The sequence below is a fragment of the Sphingomonas sp. Leaf339 genome, from assembly GCF_001426195.1.
Classification (GTDB): domain Bacteria; phylum Pseudomonadota; class Alphaproteobacteria; order Sphingomonadales; family Sphingomonadaceae; genus Sphingomonas.
Genome location: NZ_LMRS01000001.1, coordinates 302,248 through 324,120 on the forward strand (window position 1 = coordinate 302,248; position 21,873 = coordinate 324,120).

The 21,873-nt window shown below is 66.9% G+C and carries 21 protein-coding genes; 13 read left to right on the forward strand and 8 right to left on the reverse strand.

The features are described from left to right. Positions 1–40: 40 nt before the first annotated feature. A complete protein-coding gene (locus ASG67_RS01395) occupies positions 41–2,695 on the forward strand; it encodes a TonB-dependent receptor (protein ID WP_056524240.1) in 2,655 nt (884 codons plus the stop codon). On the opposite strand, the gene ASG67_RS01400 is transcribed toward ASG67_RS01395, so the two are convergent. Continuing rightward, on the reverse strand, positions 2,692–3,639 hold the full coding sequence (locus tag ASG67_RS01400; protein WP_056524243.1) for a hypothetical protein: 948 nt from the start codon (positions 3,637–3,639) through the stop codon (positions 2,692–2,694). The two genes, ASG67_RS01395 and ASG67_RS01400, sit on opposite strands and share 4 nt — an antisense overlap. A gap of 201 nt (positions 3,640–3,840) precedes the next feature. Between ASG67_RS01400 and ASG67_RS01405 the strand changes: the two genes are divergently transcribed. Continuing rightward, on the forward strand, positions 3,841–4,194 hold the full coding sequence (locus ASG67_RS01405; RefSeq protein ID WP_056524246.1) for a DUF3307 domain-containing protein: 354 nt from the start codon (positions 3,841–3,843) through the stop codon (positions 4,192–4,194). A gap of 22 nt (positions 4,195–4,216) precedes the next feature. Here ASG67_RS01405 and ASG67_RS01410 read toward each other — a convergent pair whose 3' ends face one another. Beyond that, positions 4,217–5,755, reverse strand: coding sequence for an ABC transporter permease/substrate-binding protein (locus ASG67_RS01410; RefSeq protein ID WP_056524249.1), 1,539 nt, complete (start codon positions 5,753–5,755; stop codon positions 4,217–4,219). After that, the gene (locus tag ASG67_RS01415; protein ID WP_056524252.1) at positions 5,752–6,504 is read right to left on the reverse strand and encodes an ATP-binding cassette domain-containing protein; all 753 of its coding nucleotides are present in this window, start codon (positions 6,502–6,504) and stop codon (positions 5,752–5,754) included. The genes ASG67_RS01410 and ASG67_RS01415 overlap by 4 nt, the downstream gene beginning before the upstream one ends. 69 nt (positions 6,505–6,573) lie before the next feature. Between ASG67_RS01415 and ASG67_RS01420 the strand changes: the two genes are divergently transcribed. Beyond that, the gene (locus tag ASG67_RS01420; RefSeq protein WP_056524256.1) at positions 6,574–7,356 is read left to right on the forward strand and encodes an SDR family oxidoreductase; all 783 of its coding nucleotides are present in this window, start codon (positions 6,574–6,576) and stop codon (positions 7,354–7,356) included. Here ASG67_RS01420 and ASG67_RS01425 read toward each other — a convergent pair. Both ASG67_RS01425 and ASG67_RS01430 read right to left on the reverse strand, forming a co-directional pair. After that, entirely contained in the window at positions 7,336–7,971 is a 636-nt protein-coding gene (locus ASG67_RS01425; RefSeq protein ID WP_235534993.1) for an esterase/lipase family protein, read from the reverse strand. The genes ASG67_RS01420 and ASG67_RS01425 overlap by 21 nt on opposite strands. A gap of 50 nt (positions 7,972–8,021) precedes the next feature. Continuing rightward, positions 8,022–8,684, reverse strand: a complete 663-nt coding sequence (locus ASG67_RS01430) for a TIGR02117 family protein (RefSeq protein ID WP_235534994.1) — start codon at positions 8,682–8,684, stop codon at positions 8,022–8,024. 43 nt (positions 8,685–8,727) lie between these two features. Here ASG67_RS01430 and phhA point away from each other — a divergent pair, with 43 nt between their 5' ends. Both phhA and ASG67_RS01440 read left to right on the forward strand, forming a co-directional pair. After that, entirely contained in the window at positions 8,728–9,606 is an 879-nt protein-coding gene (gene phhA, locus ASG67_RS01435; RefSeq protein ID WP_056524258.1) for a phenylalanine 4-monooxygenase, read from the forward strand. A gap of 239 nt (positions 9,607–9,845) precedes the next feature. Beyond that, positions 9,846–11,648 (forward strand): sensor domain-containing diguanylate cyclase, encoded by a 1,803-nt coding sequence (locus tag ASG67_RS01440; protein ID WP_056524261.1) that lies wholly within the window; start codon positions 9,846–9,848, stop codon positions 11,646–11,648. Positions 11,649–11,672: 24 nt separating this feature from the next. Here ASG67_RS01440 and ASG67_RS01445 read toward each other — a convergent pair whose 3' ends face one another. The 3 genes from ASG67_RS01445 to ASG67_RS01455 all read right to left on the reverse strand — a co-directional run bounded on the left by ASG67_RS01445 (position 11,673) and on the right by ASG67_RS01455 (position 14,770). Continuing rightward, on the reverse strand, positions 11,673–12,623 hold the full coding sequence (locus tag ASG67_RS01445) for a 50S ribosomal protein L11 methyltransferase (RefSeq protein ID WP_056524263.1): 951 nt from the start codon (positions 12,621–12,623) through the stop codon (positions 11,673–11,675). Then, entirely contained in the window at positions 12,613–13,317 is a 705-nt protein-coding gene (locus ASG67_RS01450) for an SDR family NAD(P)-dependent oxidoreductase (RefSeq protein ID WP_056524266.1), read from the reverse strand. The genes ASG67_RS01445 and ASG67_RS01450 overlap by 11 nt, the downstream gene beginning before the upstream one ends. A 91-nt stretch (positions 13,318–13,408) precedes the next feature. Beyond that, positions 13,409–14,770 carry a methyl-accepting chemotaxis protein gene (locus ASG67_RS01455; protein ID WP_235534995.1) on the reverse strand — a complete coding sequence of 454 codons (1,362 nt, stop codon included), beginning with the start codon at positions 14,768–14,770 and terminating at the stop codon, positions 13,409–13,411. Between the two features lie 171 nt (positions 14,771–14,941). Here ASG67_RS01455 and sdhC point away from each other — a divergent pair, with 171 nt between their 5' ends. The 8 genes from sdhC (at position 14,942) to zapE (ending at position 21,798) form a co-directional block, all read left to right on the forward strand. After that, positions 14,942–15,352, forward strand: coding sequence for a succinate dehydrogenase, cytochrome b556 subunit (gene sdhC / locus ASG67_RS01460; protein WP_056524269.1), 411 nt, complete (start codon positions 14,942–14,944; stop codon positions 15,350–15,352). After that, a complete protein-coding gene (gene sdhD / locus ASG67_RS01465; protein WP_056524272.1) occupies positions 15,352–15,735 on the forward strand; it encodes a succinate dehydrogenase, hydrophobic membrane anchor protein in 384 nt (127 codons plus the stop codon). The genes sdhC and sdhD overlap by 1 nt, the downstream gene beginning before the upstream one ends. Beyond that, on the forward strand, positions 15,735–17,537 hold the full coding sequence (gene sdhA / locus ASG67_RS01470) for a succinate dehydrogenase flavoprotein subunit (protein ID WP_056524275.1): 1,803 nt from the start codon (positions 15,735–15,737) through the stop codon (positions 17,535–17,537). Before sdhD ends, sdhA begins: the two co-directional genes overlap by 1 nt. Before the next feature lie 211 nt (positions 17,538–17,748). Then, positions 17,749–18,750 carry a C13 family peptidase gene (locus ASG67_RS01475; protein ID WP_056524278.1) on the forward strand — a complete coding sequence of 334 codons (1,002 nt, stop codon included), beginning with the start codon at positions 17,749–17,751 and terminating at the stop codon, positions 18,748–18,750. A 48-nt stretch (positions 18,751–18,798) separates the two neighbouring features. Beyond that, entirely contained in the window at positions 18,799–19,374 is a 576-nt protein-coding gene (locus ASG67_RS01480; protein WP_056526216.1) for an ATP-dependent Clp protease proteolytic subunit, read from the forward strand. Between the two features lie 81 nt (positions 19,375–19,455). After that, positions 19,456–20,247 (forward strand): succinate dehydrogenase iron-sulfur subunit, encoded by a 792-nt coding sequence (locus tag ASG67_RS01485; protein WP_056524281.1) that lies wholly within the window; start codon positions 19,456–19,458, stop codon positions 20,245–20,247. A gap of 4 nt (positions 20,248–20,251) precedes the next feature. After that, positions 20,252–20,701, forward strand: a complete 450-nt coding sequence (locus ASG67_RS01490) for a PaaI family thioesterase (protein WP_056524285.1) — start codon at positions 20,252–20,254, stop codon at positions 20,699–20,701. After that, on the forward strand, positions 20,698–21,798 hold the full coding sequence (gene zapE / locus ASG67_RS01495; RefSeq protein ID WP_056524287.1) for a cell division protein ZapE: 1,101 nt from the start codon (positions 20,698–20,700) through the stop codon (positions 21,796–21,798). The genes ASG67_RS01490 and zapE overlap by 4 nt, the downstream gene beginning before the upstream one ends. Positions 21,799–21,873: the final 75 nt, after the last annotated feature.

Genomic DNA, 21,873 nt, shown 5'->3' on the forward strand with positions numbered 1-21,873 from the left:
TGGCTGATAGCGCGATGGCTGTCAGGGAGTGAGGAACGGCATGAAATTGGGTCGGTGGATGATGGCGGCGGGCGCGTGGCCGGCGGTGGCGATGGCGCAGCAGGCCGAACCGGCGCGCGCGGTGGCCCAATCGGAAACGCCCGCCACGCCGTCGCAGACCACCGATGAAGGCGGCGGCAGCGATACCGGCGCCGATGAAGAAATCCTGGTCACCGGATCGCGCAACCAGCCGGGATCGGTGATCGGTGACATCCCGCCCGACCAGGTGCTGGGGCCCGCGGACATCCGCTCCTACGGCGTCAGCAGCGTCGCCGATCTGCTAACCGAACTGGAACCGCAGACACGCAGCGGCCGGGGTGGTGCGCCGGTGTTGCTCCTGAATGGTCGGCGCATTTCGGGCTTCCAGGAGATTCGTGACCTGCCGACCGAGGCGATCGCGCGCGTCGAAATCCTGCCTGAGGAAGTGGCGCTGAAATACGGCTATCGCGCCGATCAGCGGGTAGTGAATTTCGTCCTGCGCCGCCGCTTCCGCGCCGCGACCGTCGAATTGACCGACCGGCAGGCAACCGAGGGTGGTCGCAACACGCCTGAAGGTGAACTCGATCTTCTCAACATCCAGCGCGACCGGCGCGCCAGCCTGCATCTGGAATATGACCAGAGCTCGCCGCTGTTCGAATCGGAACGCGACATCCTGCCCGCCGCCAGCGACGATCCCGCCAATCCCGGTTTCGATCAGCGCGCATACCGGACGCTGTTGCCGTCGAGCCGCAATTTCAGCGCCAACGGTGTTTATGCCCGGCCGTTCCTCGGCACGTCGGCGACGATCAACGGCCAGATCGAGACAACCGACTCCACCGGCCGCCTGGGCCTGCCCGTCGTCGCCCTGAGTGTGCCCGCCGGCAGCCCGTTCGCGACCGGCCGGATCACGCGGCTGCTCGACGGCGACGGCTTTAATCCGCTGGCGCAGCGGCGTGAGGGCGTGACCGCGCATGTCGGCACGACGCTGAACGGCGATATCGGGCGATGGCGCTGGTCGTTCACCGGCAATTACGATCGCGACGAACAGCGGACACTGACCGATACCGGCGTCGACACGACCGGCTATCAGGCGCGGCTGGACGCGCTCGATCCGACCGCCGATCCGCGCGGCGCGCTCACCCCGGCGCTGTTCGGGCCGCTCACCGTCAATCGCGCACGGTCGATCAGCTCGTCGGCGGGCGGCGACATGCTGGTCAACGGCACGCTGTTCCAACTGCCGGCAGGGTCGGTCGCGACGTCGGTGAAATTCGGGGTGAGCACCAGCGAACTGGACTCGCGCTCGATCCGGCTCGGGGCGACGCAGACGGGCAGCATCTCACGCGATATCGCCAATGCGCAGGCCAATATCGACCTGCCGATCGCCAACCGCACGCGCGGTGGCCTGAGCGCGATCGGGTCGCTGTCGGCGAACCTGAACATCGGCGTCGATAACCTGTCGGATTTCGGCACGCTCGTCACGCTGGGGTACGGGATCAACTGGTCGCCGGTCGAGGGTGTGCGCCTGATCGGGTCGATCACCGATCAGGACGAGGCACCGACCGCGCAGCAATTGGGCGCGGCGACCGTCGTCACGCCCAATGCCCGCGTGTTCGATTATGTCCGCGGCACCACCGCGACCGTCACCACGATCAGCGGCGGCAACCCCAACCTGACCGGCGACCAGCGCCACGTCCAGAAACTGGGCCTGACGCTGAAACCATGGACCGAACGCGACCTGACACTGACCGCCAATTACGTCCGCACCAGCATCGACGATCCGGTGCGCAACTTTCCGGCGGCGGTCGCCGCGATCGAGGCGGTGTTCCCCGATCGCGTGATCCGCGACGGCGGCGGGCAGTTGTTGCGGCTCGATGCGCGGCCGATCAATTTCGCCCGGTCGGAACGGTCGGAACTGCGCTGGGGCATCAATTTCTCCAAGCCGATCCGCTCGAAGATCCAGCAACAGCTCGCCGCCTTCCGCGCCGGCACTGGTCCCAATCCGTTCGAGGGGATGACGCCGCCCGGTGGTCGTCGCCCCGACGGCGCGGCCCCGCCGGGCGGTGCTGAGGGCGCACGGCCGCCATCGGGTGATGGCCCACGTGGCGATGGTCCCCGTGCCGGCGGACCCGGCGGCGGTGGTGGGCGCGGCGGCTTCGGCGGCGGTGGCTTCGGTGGCGGCGGTCGCGGGCAGGGTGGCGGCCGGCTGCAATTCGCGGTCTATCACACGTTGCACCTGACCGACCGGGTGCTGGTCGCCGATGGCGGCCCCGCACTCGACTTGTTGAATGGCGACGCGATATCGAGCAGCGGCGGCCAGCCGCGCCATGAGATCGAGGGTCAGGCCGGCTACACCAACAACGGCCTCGGCACGCGCCTGTCGGTCAATTATCTGAGCGGCACCCGCGCCAATGGCATGACGAGCGCGCAGGACCTGCGCTTCTCCGGCCTGACCACGGCGAATTTGCGGATGTTCGTCGATTTCGGCGGGCGGCTCGATTGGGTTCGGGCGCATCCATGGTTGCGCGGATCGCGGATCAGCTTCTCGGTCGATAACCTCTTCAATCAGCGGCAGGACGTCACCGATGCGAACGGCACGACGCCGGTCAGCTATCAGCCGGACTATATCAATTCGCTCGGCCGCACCGTGCGCCTGTCGGTGCGCAAACTGTTCTTCTAGACGGCGGCGGGCCGGATGTAGCGCCAGCGGCGGGGCAGCCGGTCGTGCCACAGGGCGGCACGGCGCTGGCGATCGCTCAGACCATCGACCAGCGACCGCACGTCCGTTCGGGTCAGGCCGCTGCGGTCGCAGTAGAACGGGCGTTGCGGCTGGCTGGAGAAATAGCTGAAGAAGATCGCGGCGCGGTCGCGGCCGGTGGCGGGCTTGCCACGGTGGAAGAAGCGCCCGGTATCCGCCAGCACGACGGTGCCGGCCGGTCCCTCGCAACTGATCGGCGCGGCGATGCCGGCGTCATCGGCCAGCGCGATCACGTCGTCATGGTCGAGCAGGAACCGGTCGGCGCGCTTCGGCCCGGCGGGTTCGGGGATGGGGAGCAGTTCGAATGGGCCGCCATCGCCATCGACATCGTTCAGATAGACCGCGACCTTCACCATCCGCCGATCCTCCCGGTCGCGGTGCCAGCACCGCGTCGCGACCTCGCGGCCATCGGCGACCGTGTACTGGATCGTTACCCCGTCATAGGCGACGGGCAGGCCAAGATAACGCTCGACGAAATCGAGTAATCGCGGGTCGAGGCCCAGGCGATAAATCCCCGGTCGGCGCATCAGCTCGGCGGTCGGGAGCAGCAGGAAGTCGCGCCCACCAGCGGCGGCGCGGCGGAAAGCATCCAGATTGTCCGCGACCAGTGCCTGGGCCTGCGCGATCACCGCCGGCGCGCCGGGGATCGCCAGCGCATCGAAATCGGTCGTGGCGACGCCGTGCTGCGACAGGGCATCGAACGCCACCGCCTGCGCATCGTCGGCGGGGGGCAGATGGTCGTGATGTCGTTTCAGCGCGGCGCGATAACGTCGGTCGCGAAGGCCATCGACCGCGGGCAGCGCGGTGGCGCGCGCGACGAGGCGATACGGCATTTCGGACAGACGGCGAGCGACGCGGGCATACATCAAACGATTCTCCAATCGTCTAAAGGTAGCGTCCTCCAACACATCCAGTAGCGAGGACAGTATCTACAATTCCGTGGTGACGATTGCAATCGATCGGCGGCGACGTAAATCGCCGTCTTGTTCGAGTATTTCCCGGTTCGGGACTGGTTAACAAATCAACGATGCATGGCGCTGCCCTGTCGTTTCGGGAATAGACGAGTGATGAAGTCCACCGAACTTGCCCTGTTGTTGGCGGGCCACGCGCTGGCGGACGGGCCGTTGCAGCCACCGGCGCTGTCGCGGGCCAAGCGCCGCCGCCGTGCGCCGTCGCGGGTCCGCTGGTGGCATGCGCTGGGCGCGCATGCCGGCGTGCACGGCCTGATGGTCGCGGGCATCACCGGCCTGCCGCTGCTCGGGCTGGCGGAGGCGACGGCGCACGCGCTGACCGACGGGCTGAAGGGGCGCGGGAAGCTGACGCGCGAGCAGGATCAGGCGATCCATATCGCGTGCAAGGTGATGTGGGCGGTGTTGGCCGATCGGCATCGGGCGCGGCAGGCGGTGGAGGCCATCGACTGACTTGGTCTCCGCCGGGGAACAGCTAAAGCCCGATCTTCGCCGCCAGCCACTTCGCCGCCTGATCGGGTGACTGCTTGTCGACCTCGCGATCGACCTGCAAATTCGCCTCTCGCATCGCGGCCACGTCGATACGCCCCGCCAGCGGCCGCAGCGCCGTCAGGAAACGGTCGTCCTTCGCCCGGTCCGGCGCGACCAGCATGATCGCGTCGTAACCGGGGATGGCATGTTTCGGATCGGTCAGCACACGTAGTTTCTCCGCCGCGATCCGGCCGTCGGAGGAAAAGGCGGTGATCGCGTCCACCCGGTTGCTCGCCAGTGCCTGGTACATGAAGGTCGGGCTGTACGGCGTCGTTGCGGCGAAGCGGAACGGATAGGCGCGCTTTACCGCCGCCCATTCCGGCCGTTCGAGAAATTCCAGATCGCTGCCCAGCCGAAGCGACGGCGACTGCGCGGCCAGATCGGCCAGCGTCGCGATCCCCTTCGCCCGCGCATGGCCCTCCTTCATCGCAAAGGCGTAGGCATTCTCGAACCCCAGCGGCGCCAGCAGCCTGACGCGGTGCGTCGTCGCGCTCCACTCGCCGATCGCGCGCAGCATCGCGGCCCGGTCCGGCACGTCGCTCCTGTGCATCTCGTTGGTCCAGATCGTGCCGGCATAATCGACGTAAACGTCGATCGCCCCCTGCGCGACCGCGCCGAAGATCACCGCCGAACCCAGCCCATCGCGATACTCGACCCGGTATCCGGCACGCTCCAGCCGCTCGCCGATCAGCCGCGCGAGGATGTACTGCTCGGCAAAATTCTTCGCGCCGACCGCCACCGTCCGCCGATCATCGCCACGCGGCCACAGCGGCGCGGTCGCGGCGGCCAGCCCGATCGCCAGCGCCACCAGCGCCCCGATCCACAATCCCCGCCGCCGCGTCGCGATGCCGCGCTCGACCAGCCCGACGCCGGCATCGACCGCCAGTGCCAGCAGCGCGGCGGCAAAGCACCCGGCCAGCACCAGCGACCAGATCTGCGTCTGCAGACCGGCGAAGATCAGGTCGCCCAAGCTCGGCTGGCCCACCGTGGTCGACAGCGTCGCCGCCCCGATCGTCCACACCGCCGCCGTCCGCAGGCCTGCGATCGCCACCGGTGCGGCGAGCGGCGCCTCGACCAGCCGCAGTTTCTGCGCGGGCGTCATCCCCACCGCGTCCGCCGCCTCGATCACCGCCGGGTCGATGCCGTTGATGCCGGCGACGCCATTCCGCAGCAGCGGCAGCAATGCATACAGCGTGAGCGCCAGCAGTGACGGCAGGAACCCCAGTGCCGGGATACCGCCGCCAACCAATGCCGACAGGCTGAGCAGCAACGGGAAGAATAGCGCCAGTAACGCCAGCGACGGGATCGTCTGGACCAGGCTGGCGAAACCAAGCGCCATCCGCGCCACCCGCGGATTGCGCGCCGACCAGATCGCCAGTGGCGTAGCGATCAGCACCGCCAGCGCCAGCGCCGATATTGCCAGCAGCACATGCGCCGCCAGCAACGGCGGCACGCGGGTGAGGGCGTCCAGGAAGCCGCTCACGTCGTCATCCCCGCCAGCCGTTCGGCCTGCGCGCGCGGCACGCCGACCAGCGCCTGTGCCTCCGGCCCGCCGGCACCGCGCAGCAACGCCGCCGGCGTCTCGTCCGCCACGACGCGGCCCGCCGCCATCACCACGACGCGGGTGGCGAGCAACAGCGCCTCTGCCATGTCGTGCGTTACCAGTACGGTCGTCAGCCCCAGTTCGTCATGCAGGCCGCGCAACCGCTGCCCCAGCGCATCGCGGGTGACGGGATCGAGCGCCCCGAACGCCTCGTCCAGCAGCAACAGCTTCGCCCCCGGCGCCAGCGCACGGGCGAGGCCGACCCGCTGGCGCTGCCCGCCCGACAGTTCTGCCGGCATCCGCGTCGCCAGCGCGCCCGGCAGTTCCACGCGTTCCAGCAGCGCGCCGACATCGGCCGGCGGATCGCCCGCCAGCCGCGGACCGATCGCGATGTTCTCCGCGACGCTTAGATGCGGGAACAGGCCGATATTCTGGAAGACATAGCCGATCCGCCGCCTGAGCGCGGGGGCCGGCCCCGCCGCGACATCCGCGCCGTCGATCGTGACGCGGCCGGCGCTTGGCTCCACCAGCCGGTTGACCATTTTGAGCAACGTCGACTTGCCCGATCCCGATGCGCCGACCAGCGCGACGAAGCTGCCCGGCGCGATCAACAGCGTCACGGCATCGACCGCCGTCGTGCCGGCATAATGTTTGCTGACCTGTTCCCAGGCGATGGCGGATGATTGCATCGCGACGGACGATGGGGGATGGCGCGGTAACGGTCAAATAAAGACCGGCAAATCAGGAGAGGCAATTCGATGGCAAGACAACGGGCTATCCTGATTACCGGTGGCGGTTCCGGCATCGGCCGGGCGACCGCGATCCTGTTCGCCGCGCGTGGTTGGCGGATCGGGCTGGCCGATATCGATACCGGCGCGCTGGACGCGACCGTCGCGCTGCTGTCCGAGGGGGCGGCGACCTATGTCATGGATGTGCGTGACCGGGCTGCCTGGACGGCGATGCTGGCGGACTTCGCCGATCGTCATGGCGGCCTCGACGTCATGTTCAACAATGCCGGCATCGCCGCCGGCGGCCCGATCGCGGCGATTACCGGCGAGGAGGTCGACCGGGTGGTCGCGATCAATCTTGTCGCGATGATCGACGGCGCCCGGTTGGCGCATCCGCATCTGAAGGCGACGCCGGGATCATGCCTGCTCAACACCGCCTCGGCCTCTGGCATCTATGGCTCGCCCGGCCTTGCCACTTATTCCGCCACCAAGTTCGCGGTGCGCGGGCTGACCGAGGCGCTGGACGCGGAATGGGCGGCCGACGGCATCAAGGTGCGCGCGCTGATGCCCGGGTTCATCGATACGCCGCTGCTCAACGCGCCGCTGGCCGGATCGAACCGCACCGCGCGCGAGGGCGTGGTCGCGGCGGGGCTGGAGTTCACGCCGGTCGAACGCGTGGCGGAGGCGGCATGGGATGCGGTGCATGGCGGCCGATTATTATGGCCGGTCGGACCCACCGCCCGCCGGTTGACCTTCGCAGCCCGCTGGCTGCCGGGCCGGTTGCGCGCAAAGCTACGGGCGGCGCGGCGCTAACACCGCCGCGATTGCCAGCAGCACTTCGGGCTTCAACTGCACCCCCAGATGGCTACTCCGCACCTCGATCGCGCGGCAGCGGTCGTCGTGGCAGATCTGGCCGGCGACCAGCCCGTCGCTGCGGCTCCAGATCGCGGTGGCCGGCACCGGCAGGTTGCCGGCGATGCGTTCGGAGCGGGCGATCACTGCCGGGTCGTCCAGCCGCTCGCCGGTGAACCACTGGAACGCGCGCCACACGTTGGTCGATCGGCCGTCGCCGGCGAAGGGCGAACTGACGGTGATGACCTCGCGCACCAGATCGGGCCGTTCATGCGCCACCAACCGCGCCATGATCCCGCCCAGGCTGACACCGATCAGCGTCACCGGCCCCGCCTCCGCTGCTAATGCCTCGACCCGCGCGATCAGGTGTTCCGCGTCCGGCCCGACACTGCGCACGCCCAGATTACGGCCAAGACCCCATCCGACCGCGCAATAACCGATGCGGTTCAGGAAACCGCGCATCACTGCGTTCGATCGGTCGCCGTTGAACAAACCGGGCAACAGCATCACCGGCCGGCCGTCGCCCGGCGGCGCCTTGGCGAGGGCAGCGCGGTGGCGCGGCCAGGTTGCCACCATCCACGCCGCACGAGGCAGCTCGGCCGCCCACAGGGTCTTGGAGGGCGGGGCTATTCGGCTAACCATTGCATCACCGTCGCTGGAAAGGGCGTCCACATGCCGACCCGAACGCCCGCGACCGCCAGGGCGTTGCCGGTCCATGCATTGCAGGTGCGGATCGCGTCGTAACGGCCGGTGGCGGTGTAGAAGGCGTCATAGCCGGCATAGCCCGCCCGATGGCCGCCGCCGGGCGCGAAACTGGCGGCGATAAAAGCGGCAAGGCGCCGATATTGCGCGATACTCAGGACCACCGTCCGCACATCCTTGCCGGGCACCGGGCGCGGCAGGTGTTCCACATGCATCAGCGTGTCGTCGCTGCCGATCGCCGCCGTCAGGATGGTCGCGGGGCGGACGTCTGCCCAGGTCGGGGTCCCCAGATAGAATGCCCGCTCGCCCCAGCCGATCGCCAAATGATCGAATCCGGCATAGCGTGGGTCCGCCAGATGCTCGGGCCGCGCGATCGGTCGCCAGTCGATGCCAGCCGCCAATTTCGGCACGATGATGCCGGTATGGATGCCGTTGGTTTCGACGAAGATCGTCACCCCGTTCGCGGCCGGCCGCCAATCGCCATTGGTCGGGATTGCACCACCGATCGCGCCTGCCGCCAGATAGGCCGTCAGCACGCCGCCGATGGCTAGCAACAGGCGGCCCACCCACTTCGTCAAACTGCTCACGACCACGTTTCGCCTCACCATCGCATCATGCTAGACCGCCGCCATGCAAGAGGAAACGCACGTTCTGGGCACCCCACCCGCCGAAGCCGCCGCCGACTGGACTATCGACCAGCGGTGGGACCATTATACGCCCGAGGAACACGCGACTTGGGATACGCTGTTCGCGCGTCAGGCGAAGCTGTTGCCCGGTCGCGCGTCCGAGGCATGGCTGCGCGGGCTGGACGTGCTGAAACTGGAAAAGCCCGGTATTCCTGACTTTGCCGAACTGTCCGACCGGCTGATGAAGCTGACCGGGTGGCAGGTCGTGGCGGTGCCTGGCCTCGTCCCCGATGACGTGTTCTTTGACCACATGGCCAATCGACGGTTCGTGGCGGGCAATTTCATCCGCCGGCCAGACCAGCTTGATTATCTGGAGGAGCCGGACGTCTTCCACGATGTGTTCGGACATGTGCCGATGCTCGCCGATCCGGTGTTCGCCGATTACCTCGCGGCTTACGGCCGGGGCGGGCAGCGCGCGCTGGGGCTGGATGCCCTGAAATATCTCAGCCGGTTATATTGGTATACGGTCGAATTCGGTTTGATCGCAGAGCCGGAGGGCTTGCGCATCTATGGATCAGGCATCGTCTCCAGCTTCTCGGAAAGCCGGTTCGCGCTCGACGATCCCAGCCCGAACCGCATCGTCTTGGACCTCGCCCGCGTGATGCGGACGAAATATCGGATCGACGATTTTCAGCAGAATTACTTCGTGGTGCCGAGCTTTGACGAACTGCTGCGCCTTACCGTCGAAACCGACTTCGCGCCGCTCTATGAGACCTTGAAGCAGCAGCCGGACATCCCCGTCGCTGCGATCGTCGAGGGGGACGAAGTGCTGACGCACGGCACCCAGAATTACGCCCGCGATCGAGGTTGGCGTGACAATTGACGGCGATCAGCGCACTGACCGTCCTGTAATCTACATTTCTTCGCCATAGCGGTTTGAACCGAAACCCGGTCAGGCATAGCATACCGAACCAAATCGGATTCGAGGGCAGTCGATTATGCGTCAGATCGGGGGGCAATACGCGGGATCGTCCGCCGATCCCGGCCGGTTGGGCAGACCGATCGACGCGCCATGCGTGCCGTTGTCGCCCGTGCCGATGATATGGCACCGGGGCTGATTCGATGTTCCCGCCCTTCCTCGCCCGTGCCGCCCGCCGATGGGTATGGCCGCTTCTGGCGGGATGGGGCTATTTCCTGGCCGCGATCGCGGGCCTTTTTCTGACCCGGCAGACGGAGGGAATCGCGACGATCTGGCCGGCGAGCGGCGTGTTGCTGGCCGCCTTGCTGCTCGCCGATCGCCGCGACGCATGGCGCTTCATCGGTACGGCAGCGGTGGCCAGCATGGCGGCCAACATGATGTGGTACGGCGGCATGGCCACCTCGCTGGGCTTCAGCGTCGCCAACTGCCTCGATGCGCTGATGGCGGCAACCATCTTCGCCGGTCGTCGGCAGGAGCAGGTTTCGTTCCTCATCCCCCAGCGGCTCCGGATGTTCTGTCTGGCCGCTACCGTCGGTGCGGTGGTCAGCGCCGGGGTGGCGACGATGGCGTCGCCCGACGGGTCGGCCACCTTTTTCCTGTCATGGGCGTGCACCGACCTGCTCGGCATGCTGATCGTGACGCCGATGATCGTCATCGCGGTCGAACTGATGCACCACCGCCATCGCTTCCGTCCGCGACCGGCGCAGGTGGGCGAGGCGATCGTCCTGCTGTCGGGGATCGGCGGCGCAGCGGCGCTTGTGTTCTTCCAGACCACCTATCCGCTGTTGTACCTGCCGTTTGCCGGGGTGCTGTTCGTCGTGTTTCGGCTCGGCGCGTTCGGTGCGGCGGCGAGCGTCCTGATCGTCACGCTGGTCAGCAGTCTGGCGACGGCGGCAAACCACGGGCCGCTGGCGATGCTGCCCGATGGCCCGGTGTTCGGCATCCTGTTCCTGCAGATATACTTGTTGCTGATGTTCGCGGCGGCGCTGCCGACTGCGTCGCTGCTCGGCTGGCGCGACCGGTTGATCCGGCAACTGGCCGAAAAGAACGAGATGCTGCAACTGGCGGAGCGCACCGCCCATGTCGGCCACTGGCGGCTGGACACCCGATCGGGCGAGATGTTCTGTTCCGAAGAGATATTCGCGATCTACGGACGCAATCAGGACATCCAGCCCACCACCGACCTCGCGATCGCGGCCTATCACATCGATGACCGTGCGTTCGTGGTCGCGCAGATCAGGGCATCGGTCACCACCGCGTTGCCGTTCGACTTTCGTGCGCGCCTGATCCGGGCGAATGGCGAGATACGCCATGTCATCTCCAAGGGCTGGGCGACGCTGGGCCCGGATGGCAAGACGTCGGGTATCTTCGGTACGATGCAGGACATCACCGAACAGGTGACCGCCGAACTGGCGCTGGACGAAGCGCGCAGCGCGGCCGAACGGATGGCGTGGGATGCCACGCGGATGGCGGAAACCGATTATCTGACCGGCGTATTCAGCCGTCGCAAGATCCTACAGATTCTCGACCAATCGATCGATTCAGCCCGGCTGGGGGGCGGGGCGCTGACCGTCGTCACGTTCGACATCGATCACTTCAAGCGCGTCAACGACGAACATGGCCATGCCGCCGGCGACCGGGTGCTGCAACGCGTCGCTTCCGCCGTGGCGTCGTCGATCCGGCCGCAGGACTTCGTCGGCCGGGTCGGGGGCGAGGAATTCATTATCGTCCTGCCCGGCGCGCCGATCGACGTGGCAGAGGCGGTGGGCGAACGGGTGCGCAGCGTCGTCTTCCACGGTGCCGAAGGGCCGCTGATCGTCACCATCAGTCTCGGCGTCGCGGCATGGGAGCCTGCCAGCACCGCCGAACAACTGCTCGGCCGCGCCGATGCGGCGCTGTACGATGCCAAACATGCCGGCCGGAACATGCTGCGCGTCGCGGCATAGCGCGCCGAGGCAGATCTCCGGCGCTCAGATATCCAGCGCCCACCCGTCGCGGCCCTTGGGATCGAACGGCGCGGTCGGGATATAGCGCTCGGCCCCGGCCGCCAGCCGCAGCACGCTCCAGTCGCCCCGACGATCGACCGCCTCGACCATGCATCCGCATTCGGCATAGGCGGCGGTCACCGCGTCGCGTTGCGTTTCCAGCAGCCCCGCCAGCAGGATAGTGGCGTTCGCATCGGCGATCGCCGCCAGTTCTGGGGCCATCGACACCAGCGGCCCCGCCAGGATGTTGGCGATGACAAGGTCGTAGGGGCCGGCGGCGACGATCGTGTCGGCCAGCGCCCCGTCCGCGACGATCAACTCGATCCCCGCCACCCCGTTCGTCGCCGCATTCTCGCGCGTCACGTCGATCGCGACCGGATCGATATCCGTCGCTACCACCGACGCCGCCGGCCACAGATGCGCGGCGGCAAAGGCGAGCAGGCCGGTACCGGTGCCGACGTCGATGACGTTCCCGAACCGCAGATCTGCCATGCTGTCGAGCATCGCCAGACACCCGCTGGTCGTCTCGTGATGGCCGGTACCGAACGCGCGGCCGGCGGCGATGTGGAACGACCGCGCACCCGGCGGTGGCGTCATCCCGCCGGTGTGGACGAAGAATCGCCCGACCGTCAGCGGTTCCAGCCCCGCCTGACTGAGCGTGACCCAATCCTCGTCGTCCAGTCGTTCGATCGCCGGCGTCGTGCCCGCCGCGCCCGGCACCAGCGCGACGATCGCCGCCAGCATCGCCGCATCCGGTTCCTGTTCGACATAGGCGTCCAGCCGCCATGCCTCGGCATCGTCCAGCACGACTTCGGTCGTCATCAGCACCGCGTCGATCGCGATCTCGCCGCCCGCATCGATCGCCTCCGCCTCGGCCCGCGTGCAGGGCAGGCTGATCTTCCAGCTAGTGCCTTCAGCGGACGCATCAGCGGACATAGCTGGCCCCGTTCACGTCGATCACCGCGCCGGTCATCGACGGCGGCGCATCCAGTGCCAGGAAACGGACCGCCTCGGCCACTTCCTCCGGCTGCGCGACCCGGCCGAGCGGGATGTCGGCGAGCAGCTTGTCGCCGCCGCGACTGGCAAGATAATCGTCCGCCATCCCCGTCATGGTGAAACCGGGACACACCGCAAAGGCCAGGATGCCGTCACGGGCATAACCGCGTGCGATAGTCTTGGTCATCGCGACCATGCCGGCTTTCGACGCGGCATAATGCCAATGGGCGGGGCTGTCGCCGCGATAGGCGGCACGGCTGGCGACGTTGACGATGCGGCCGCCGCGAAAGCCGGGGGTGGCGCTGCGCGCCTGCCAGTGCAGCACCGCGAGCCGGCACAGCTCGGCGGCAGCGGTCAGGTTGATCCGCATCGTCCGCTCCCACCCGGCGATCCAGTCGTCCGCGTCGATCGGGTTCGCCTCGAACACGCCGGCGTTGTTCACCAGCACGTCGATCTCGCCGTCCGCGCGGTCCAGCGCCTCATGCCACAGCGCCCGCGCCGCGCCTGGTTCATCGAAGTCGGCGGGGATGCCGCTGGCGGTGCCGTGGCCGATCACGACATGGCCGGCGGTGGTCAGGGACTGGGCGACAGCGGCGCCGATGCCGCGGCTGGAACCGGTGAGCAGGATGGTCATGCCAGCGTCCTTAGCGGTCACGCCCCCTTGCCGTCACCCCCAGCCACACCCTTGCGCCGGTCGAAATGGTCCGACGCGGCGGCCAGTTGCCTCAGGCGGCGACCTTCCCCACGAAGTCACCGGCGCTGGTCTTCAGCGCGCCCAGTCGCCCGTCGAGCGCATCGAAGCCCTGGCCGACGCCATCGATCTGCGATGCGACCATCTCGGTATCCTCGCGGATCGCGGCAATCGTGCTGGACATCGAATCGGCGGCCAGCGCGGTCTCGTCGACGGCGGCGGTGATCGCGGTCACGGTCTGCGCCTGTGCCTCCATCGCATAGCGGATCCGCTCGGCCGATTCCTGCACCTCGGCGACGGTCGATTTGATCGACGCGTTGGTCTCCACCGTCGACCGGGTGGCGGACTGGATCGCTGCGATCTTGGCGGCGATGTCGTCCGTGGCGCGTGCGGTCTGGTTGGCCAGGCTCTTCACCTCCTGCGCCACCACGGCGAAACCACGTCCGGCATCGCCCGCGCGGGCGGCCTCGATCGTGGCGTTCAGGGCGAGCAGGTTGGTCTGTCCGGCGATGTCGCGGATCAGGCCCAGGATCGATTCGATCGACTTGGCATGGTCCGACAGCGTCTCCGACATGCCGACCGCCTGGCCGGCCTGAGCAGAGGCGCGGGTGGCGATCTCGGCGGCGGCCTCCACCTCGTTGCGTGCGTCCTCGATCGCGCGGATCAGGCCGGCGGAGGTCTGCGCCGCCTCACGCATCGCGACCGCCGATTGTTCGGCGGCGGCGGCGACTTCGGATGCCTTGCCCAGCATGCCGCGCGCGAAGCTCGACGCGCGGTTGCTCTGCCCGCGCAATAGCGCGCCGTCCTCCATCGCATCGTCTAGGGTGGCGGCGATGCTGGCACGGAAATCCGATGCCAGATTTTCGCGCGCGCCCACCCTGGTGAACGCCGTGAACCCTGCGAACAACTCGACGGTCAGTTCGGTTTCCAGCCCGAACATCCGCAACAGCGTGTCGATATGCGTGGCGTGATCGGGATCGCCCGGTGGCACGACCTTCATCAGCGTCGTCAGCACCGCCCGGTCGCTGGCGCACGACATGGCCAGCACCGCCATCGTCGATATGCCCGCGACATAGGCGGACGCGACCGCACGTTCGAGCGATTCGATCCACGCCCGGCCCGACAGGTCGTTGAAGCGGTTCCGCAGATAGGCACGACCCGCATCCAGCCGGCGCTGCCGGTCGAGTGGAGTCCATTCCGGCGCACCCGGATTGGCCAGCCGCCAGTGGTTCCAATACGCCTCGACGATGGTGTCGGCATCGTCCTTGATGATGTCCCACAGCGCCGCCGCCGCGGCGACCAGCGTCCGGTCGCCCCCGTCGAACGCCCGGATTCGCGCCTCGATGTCGATCCCGGCTGCGATCAGGCCGGGCGTGGGGATGTCGATGCTGCTCACGGCGTTCCCTTGGATGGTCCGGGGACGGGTCCCCGCGATGATCTGTGTTGCCCGATGCTAGGATAGAGACGTTAAGAGTTGGTTAGGCACGGGGGCCGGGTTGCATCGTCCGGCCCCGCGTTTAATAGGGCGGCCTGCAATCATTGTATCTTACGTGACGAGGAAACCGTCTTGGCATCCCGTAATCCTGCCCGGCCACTCAGCCCGCATCTCACGATCTGGCGCTGGGGTCCGCACATGCTGGTCTCGATCCTCCACCGCGCCACCGGCGACGGGTTGGCGACGGTCGGCACCCTGTTGTTCGTCTGGTGGCTGGCGGCGCTCGCCGGCGGAGCGGAGAGCTATGCGACCTTCATCGACACGTTCACGACCGATACCGGTTCGCTGAATGTGCTCGGCTGGATCGTCGGCGTCGGGCTGACGCTGTCGCTGTTCCAGCACATGATGACGGGTATCCGCCATTTCTTCCTCGACATCGGCGCGGGCTATGAACTGCGCACCAACAAGACATGGGCGCTGATGACGATGGTCGGTGCGGTCGTGCTGTCGATCGGCTACTGGCTCTATGTGGGGATGAACTGATGGGCTCGGGCACGCAACTCGGCCGCGTCCGCGGTCTCGGTTCCGCCAAGGAAGGCGCGCACCACTGGCTGTGGCAACGGTTCACCGCCGCCTCCAACCTGTTCCTGATGCTGTGGCTGCTGATCGCCGTCGCCCGCCAGCCCAGCTATGACTACGCCTCGATGCACCTTTGGGTGCAGAGTGCCTGGGTCGCGGTGCCGATGCTACTGCTGATCGCGTCGGTCTTCTATCATTTCCGCCTGGGGCTTCAGGTGCTGATTGAGGACTATACGTACAACGAAAGCCGCGTCGTCGCCATGCTGGCGCTAAACCTGTTCGTGCTGGTCACCGCCGGCATCGCCATCTTCTCGATCCTCAAGATCGCGTTCGGAGCCGCCGCGTAATGACCGCAGCCTACAAGATCATCGACCATACCTATGACGCGGTTGTCGTCGGCGCAGGTGGTTCCGGCCTGCGCGCCACGATGGGCATCGCCGAGGCGGGCCTGAAGACCGCCTGCATCACCAAGGTGTTCCCGACCCGCTCGCACACCGTCGCGGCCCAGGGCGGGATTGCCGCCTCGCTCGGCAATAATTCGCCCGATCACTGGTCGTGGCACATGTACGACACCGTCAAGGGGTCCGACTGGCTCGGCGACCAGGACGCGATCGAGTATCTCTGTCGCGAAGCGCCTCAGGCTGTCTATGAGTTGGAGCACGCCGGCGTGCCGTTCAGCCGTAATCAGGACGGCACGATCTACCAGCGCCCGTTCGGCGGCCACATGCAGAACATGGGCGCAGGTCCGCCGGTGCAGCGCACCTGCGCCGCCGCCGACCGTACCGGCCACGCCATGCTCCACGCGCTGTACCAGCAGTCCTTGAAGTACGATGCCGACTTCTATGTCGAGTATTTCGCGCTCGACCTCATCATGGAAAACGGCGTCTGCCGCGGCGTGATCGCGCTGTGCATGGAAGACGGATCGATCCACCGCTTCCGCGCGCATAACGTTGTGCTGGCGACGGGCGGTTACGGCCGCTGCTATTTCTCCGCCACCTCGGCGCACACCTGCACCGGCGACGGCAACGCGATGGTGCTGCGCGCCGGCCTGCCATTGCAGGACATGGAGTTCGTGCAGTTCCACCCGACCGGCATTTACGGTGCCGGCGTCCTCATCACCGAGGGTGCGCGCGGCGAGGGCGGCTACCTGACCAACTCCGAAGGCGAGCGTTTCATGGAGCGCTATGCTCCCTCGGCCAAGGACCTTGCCAGCCGCGACGTCGTGTCGCGGTCGATGGCGATGGAGATGCGCGAAGGCCGCGGCGTCGGCGAGCACAAGGACCATATCTTCCTGCACCTCGATCATATCGACCCGAAGGTGCTGGCGGAGCGGCTGCCCGGCATCACCGAAACCGGCAAGATCTTCGCCGGCGTCGACCTGACGCGTCAGGCGCTGCCGGTCACGCCGACCGTCCATTACAACATGGGTGGCATCCCGACGAACTATCATGGCGAAGTCGTGCGCTTGCGCGACGGCGATCCCGACAGCGTCGTCCCCGGCCTGTTCGCGGTGGGTGAGGCGGCGTGCGTATCGGTCCACGGCGCCAACCGCCTCGGCTCCAACTCGCTGATCGATCTGGTCGTATTCGGCCGTGCCACGGGTCTGCGGATCAAGGATCAGCTGAAGCCTAACACACCCCACAATCCGCTGCCCAAGGGATCGGAAGACCTCGCGATCGGGCGCCTCGACAAGTTCCGCAACGCCGCTGGCGGCACGCCTACCGCGGTGCTGCGCACGCAGATGCAGCGGACCATGCAGAAGCATTGCGCCGTGTTCCGTGATTCGGCGCTGCTGACCGAGGGCGTCAGCCAGATGGAATCGATCTATCGCGGGCTGCAGGATGTCGGCGTTAAGGATCGCTCGCTGATCTGGAACACCGACATGGTCGAGACGCTGGAACTCGACAATCTGATGGCGCAGGCGTCCGTCACCATGAAGTCGGCCGAGAACCGCAAGGAATCACGCGGCGCGCACATGCATGAGGATTTTCCGGAGCGCGACGACGCGAACTGGATGAAGCACACGCTGACCACGTTCGACGGCTGGGGCGGCAATGGCGGCGACGTCGCGATCGATTATCGCCCGGTCCACGACTACACGATGACCGACGACATCGAGTACATCAAGCCGAAGAAGCGGGTGTACTGATCGGCTGATTGCCGAAGGATCGGGCGCTTGACCCGGTCCGTTCGGCCTAGGCGAAGTCGAAGCACTTTGTAGCAAGGTGCCCTTCGACTTCGCCTCGGCCGAACAGTGTTCCTTCGTACGCGGGAATCCAGGGCGATGATCTGCCCTGCACTTACCTACCCCGCCGTCACATCGCTTGACCGCCAGGCAAATGCGCCGGACAGTCCCTGTCATGATGGCAACGGCACGGATCGGCTTGTTGGTGGCGATATTGCTGACGGCCTCCGCGCCGTTGCCGCCGCCACAGGCACGACCGACTGCCCCCGAATCGCCGCCCGTCCATGCCGCCGACCCCCCGCTGTTCGATGCCGCCACACCCGAAGAGGCCGTAGCGCTCGCCGATGGCGGCGTGGCGATCGAGCATGGTCGCACCGCCGCCAGCCGCCTTGCCCAGTATCGTCGGCTCGAACAGGCGCTGGGCGCGCTGGCGCCGCAGCGGCCGGGCGTGGTCGACGCCTATGTCGTGACAATTGCGCTCGACAGCGATCCGGTATTTTCGCGGGAGGCACGGGAGGCCGGCGCGGTCCTCGCCCGCCGTTACGACGCCGCGAACCGCACCATCGTCCTCGGCGGCGCCGATGGTCGCGGTGGCCCGCCGCTGGCGATGGGATCGCCCGCCAGCCTCGACATCGCGCTCGCCCGCATCGCCGAGCTGATGGACCTTCGTGAGGATGTGCTGGTGCTTTACGTCACCAGCCACGGCGCGCCGATCGGTCTGGTCTATAACGACGGCGATCAGGGATATGGCGTGATCTCGCCGACGCGGCTGTGGACGACATTTTCCCAACTGGGGATCGGCCGACGGCTGGTGCTGGTCAGCGCCTGCTTTTCCGGGGTCTTCGTGTCAATTCTGCAATCGGCCGACAGCGCGATCGTGACCGCGTCCTCGGCGGATCGCACTTCGTTCGGCTGTCAGGCGGACAGCGACTGGACGTTCTTCGGCGATGCGCTGGTCAACCACGCCTTGCGCAAACCCCAGCCGCTGGATCGCGCCGCCAGCGAGGCGCAGGGTCTGATCGCTGCATGGGAGCGGCAGGGCGATCTGGAGCCATCCGGTCCGCAGGTCGCGATCGGGGCGGGGGCGACCCGCTGGCTCGTCGCACTTGACGCGCGCGGTCCGAAAGAGGCGACGTCGCCGGTCGGGCGGCCAGCGGTGAGTATGCTGAACGATTAAAAACCGGGCCGGACCGGAACCGGCATGGCCATCGACGGTTGCCGCGCCATGACCGATCATGCCAGCAACGCCGCCAATTATCCGCTCCTCGCCGCTCCCCATGTCCAGTTGTACGGGACGGTGGACGAGGCGATGTACACCAACTTCAAGGCGCAGGTTATCAACGCCCCGACCGAGGGGCCGCTGGTCGTGTCGATCACCACGCTGGGCGGCGATCCCGAAATGGCCCGCGCAATGGGCGACAATATCCGCCTGATCCGTGAATATACTGGCCGCGACACGCTATTTCTCGGCAAGGTGGCGGTGTATTCGGCGGGCTCGACCTTCATGTCCGCCTTCCCGGTCGATAGCCGCTTCCTGACGCGCGGCACGCGCCTGATGTTTCACGAGCGCCAGATGAAGGCGACGGTGGAACTGAACGGCCCGCTCAACGCGCTCGCCTACACGCTGAAGGCGAAGCTCCATGAGATCGAGGATTCGATCAACATCCAGAACGAAGGGTTCGAGGCACTCGTCAAGGGATCGGACGTGCCGCTGGAAGAGCTGATCGAAAAGGCGCCATCCAACTGGTATATCGAGGCTGACGAAGCCAAGCGTCGCCGTCTCGTGCTCGACGTGATCTGAGTTATCGCACCGCACCACAGGGTTTGCCCGCGCCGTGCCCATGATGTAACGGCTCGGGTAACCACCTGACGGGAACCCTCCATGGCCGAATTCGCCCTCCCCAAGAACAGCAAGATCAAGCAGGGTGTCACCCATGCCGCGGCGACCGCGCCGGCGGGGAAGGACCGGCTGAAGAAGTTCAAGGTCTATCGTTACGAACCCGATAGCGGCGAGAATCCCCGTTACGACACGTTCGAGATCAACCTCGACGATTGCGGCCCGATGGTGCTCGACGCACTCATCAAGATGAAGGGTGAACAGGACAGCTCGCTCACCTTCCGCCGCTCGTGCCGCGAGGGCATCTGCGGGTCGTGCTCGATGAATATCGACGGCAAGAACGGCCTCGCCTGCACCACCGCGATCGAGGATGTGAAGGGCGATATCCGCATCACCCCGCTGCCGCACATGGACGTGGTGAAGGATCTGGTGCCCGACTTCACGCACTTCTACGCGCAGTACAGCTCGATCAAGCCGTGGTTGCAGACGGTCACGCCGCCGCCCTCGGGCAAGGAGCGGCTGCAGTCGCCGGAGGATCGCAACAAGCTGGATGGCCTGTACGAGTGCATCCTGTGCGCCTGCTGCTCGACGAGCTGCCCCAGCTATTGGTGGAACAGCGACAAGTTCCTCGGCCCGGCGATCCTGTTGCAGGCCTATCGCTGGCTGGCCGACAGCCGCGACGAGATGACCGGCGAGCGGCTCGATGAGCTGGAGGATCCGTTCCGTCTGTATCGTTGCCACACGATCATGAACTGCGCGAACGTTTGCCCCAAGGGCCTGAACCCTGCCAAGGCGATCGCCGAGATCAAGAAGATGGAAGCCGAGCGGATCGTCTGATCCGTTGACGCCGCCTTTTACGGAGATCGATGCCGCCGGCCATCCGGGCTGGCGGCAATGGGAACCGAGCGACCCCACCCGGTTCAATTCGCTGCTCGGCCCGATCCTGTTCCGGGTCGATGGTGCCTCCGTCCGCGTCCGTATGACGCCGGAGCATCGCCATTCCAACGTCCGCGACGCCGTGCATGGCGGCGTCATCCTCGCCTTCATCGATATCTCGCTGTTCGCCGCCGCGCGCGGCTTTGGCGTGATCGAGGCGGGGACGGCGGTCACGCTGGGGCTGGATACGCAGTTCATCGGCGCCGGCGCGATCGGTCGCCCGATCGAGGCGCAGGTCGATCTGCTCAAGGAAACCGGGCGGCTGCTGTTCCTGCGCGGTCTCGTCGTCCAGGGCGATGACGAAACCCGCATCGCCGCCTTTTCCGGAACCATCAGAAAGTCGTTGTCGAAATGAGCGCCGTCCTCGCCGCCTATGACGCGTTGGTCGCCGCCGGCGAATTGCGCCCCGATCCGGAACAGGCCGCCGCCGCCCTGCGCCTCGATGCGCTGGCCACCGAGCTGGAGCATCCCCGCAAATCCGGCTTCTTCCGTCGCAAGGCGGTGGCCCCGCGCGGCGTCTATGCATGGGGCGATGTCGGCCGCGGCAAGTCGATGCTGATGGACCTGTTCTACGATCACCTGGCGATCGACCGCAAACGCCGCGCCCACTTCGCTGAATTCATGATCGAGGTCCACGGCCGCATCGCCATCGAACGACGCAAGGAACAGGGCGACCCGATCCTCCCCGTCGCCGCCGCTCTGGCGGAGGAGGCGCGGCTGCTCGCGTTCGACGAAATGATGGTCACGAACAGCCCCGACGCGATGATCCTGTCGCGGCTGTTCACCGCGCTGATCGAGGCGGGGGTGACGATCGTCACCACGTCGAACCGCGCGCCCGCCGATCTCTACAAGAACGGCCTTAACCGCGAACATTTCCTGCCCTTCATCGCGCTGATCCAGCAGACGCTGGACGTCGTGACGCTGAACGGCCCGATCGATTATCGCCGCGATCGGCTGGGCAGCCAGGATACATGGCTGGTCCCCAATGGGGCGGCGGCGACCGCAAACCTGTCCGCCGCGTTCTTCCGCCTGACCGATCACGAGGTGACGGAGCCGATCCCGTCAGAGGAGCTGAAGGTACAGGGCCGCACGCTGCGGGTGCCCAAGGCGCTGAAGGGCGTGGCGGTGTTCTCGTTCAAGAAGCTGTGCGGCGAGGCGCGCGGTGCGGCGGATTATCTCGCCATCGCCCGCCGCTTCCACACCGTCATCCTCGTCGGCATCCCCCGCCTCGGACCGGATAGTCGCAACGAAGCAGCCCGGTTCGTGGCGCTGATCGATGCGCTGTACGAGCATAAGGTGAAGCTGCTCGCCGCTGCCGACGCCGAGCCGGGCGACCTCTATGCGGTGGGCGACGGCCTGTTCGAATTTCAGCGGACGGTGAGTCGGTTGGAGGAGATGCGGTCGGACGAATATCTGGCACAGGGGCACGGCGCGGATGGCGAGACGGCTTAGCGAAGCTACACCGTACGTCATCAAGCCCGGCCAGCGCGGCAAAGCCCGCCACAAGGCGCGGCTTTGCCGCGTCTG

Coding starts and splice junctions, on each gene's coding strand:
- ASG67_RS01395 (WP_056524240.1), top strand. CDS start 41: ATGAAATTGGGTCGGTGGATGATGGCGGCGGGCGCGTGGCCGGCGGTG.
- ASG67_RS01400 (WP_056524243.1), bottom strand. CDS start 3,639: ATGTATGCCCGCGTCGCTCGCCGTCTGTCCGAAATGCCGTATCGCCTC.
- ASG67_RS01405 (WP_056524246.1), top strand. CDS start 3,841: ATGAAGTCCACCGAACTTGCCCTGTTGTTGGCGGGCCACGCGCTGGCG.
- ASG67_RS01415 (WP_056524252.1), bottom strand. CDS start 6,504: ATGCAATCATCCGCCATCGCCTGGGAACAGGTCAGCAAACATTATGCC.
- ASG67_RS01420 (WP_056524256.1), top strand. CDS start 6,574: ATGGCAAGACAACGGGCTATCCTGATTACCGGTGGCGGTTCCGGCATC.
- ASG67_RS01425 (WP_235534993.1), bottom strand. CDS start 7,971: ATGGTGGCAACCTGGCCGCGCCACCGCGCTGCCCTCGCCAAGGCGCCG.
- phhA (WP_056524258.1), top strand. CDS start 8,728: ATGCAAGAGGAAACGCACGTTCTGGGCACCCCACCCGCCGAAGCCGCC.
- ASG67_RS01440 (WP_056524261.1), top strand. CDS start 9,846: ATGTTCCCGCCCTTCCTCGCCCGTGCCGCCCGCCGATGGGTATGGCCG.
- ASG67_RS01445 (WP_056524263.1), bottom strand. CDS start 12,623: ATGTCCGCTGATGCGTCCGCTGAAGGCACTAGCTGGAAGATCAGCCTG.
- ASG67_RS01450 (WP_056524266.1), bottom strand. CDS start 13,317: ATGACCATCCTGCTCACCGGTTCCAGCCGCGGCATCGGCGCCGCTGTC.
- sdhD (WP_056524272.1), top strand. CDS start 15,352: ATGGGCTCGGGCACGCAACTCGGCCGCGTCCGCGGTCTCGGTTCCGCC.
- sdhA (WP_056524275.1), top strand. CDS start 15,735: ATGACCGCAGCCTACAAGATCATCGACCATACCTATGACGCGGTTGTC.
- ASG67_RS01475 (WP_056524278.1), top strand. CDS start 17,749: ATGATGGCAACGGCACGGATCGGCTTGTTGGTGGCGATATTGCTGACG.
- ASG67_RS01480 (WP_056526216.1), top strand. CDS start 18,799: ATGACCGATCATGCCAGCAACGCCGCCAATTATCCGCTCCTCGCCGCT.
- ASG67_RS01485 (WP_056524281.1), top strand. CDS start 19,456: ATGGCCGAATTCGCCCTCCCCAAGAACAGCAAGATCAAGCAGGGTGTC.
- zapE (WP_056524287.1), top strand. CDS start 20,698: ATGAGCGCCGTCCTCGCCGCCTATGACGCGTTGGTCGCCGCCGGCGAA.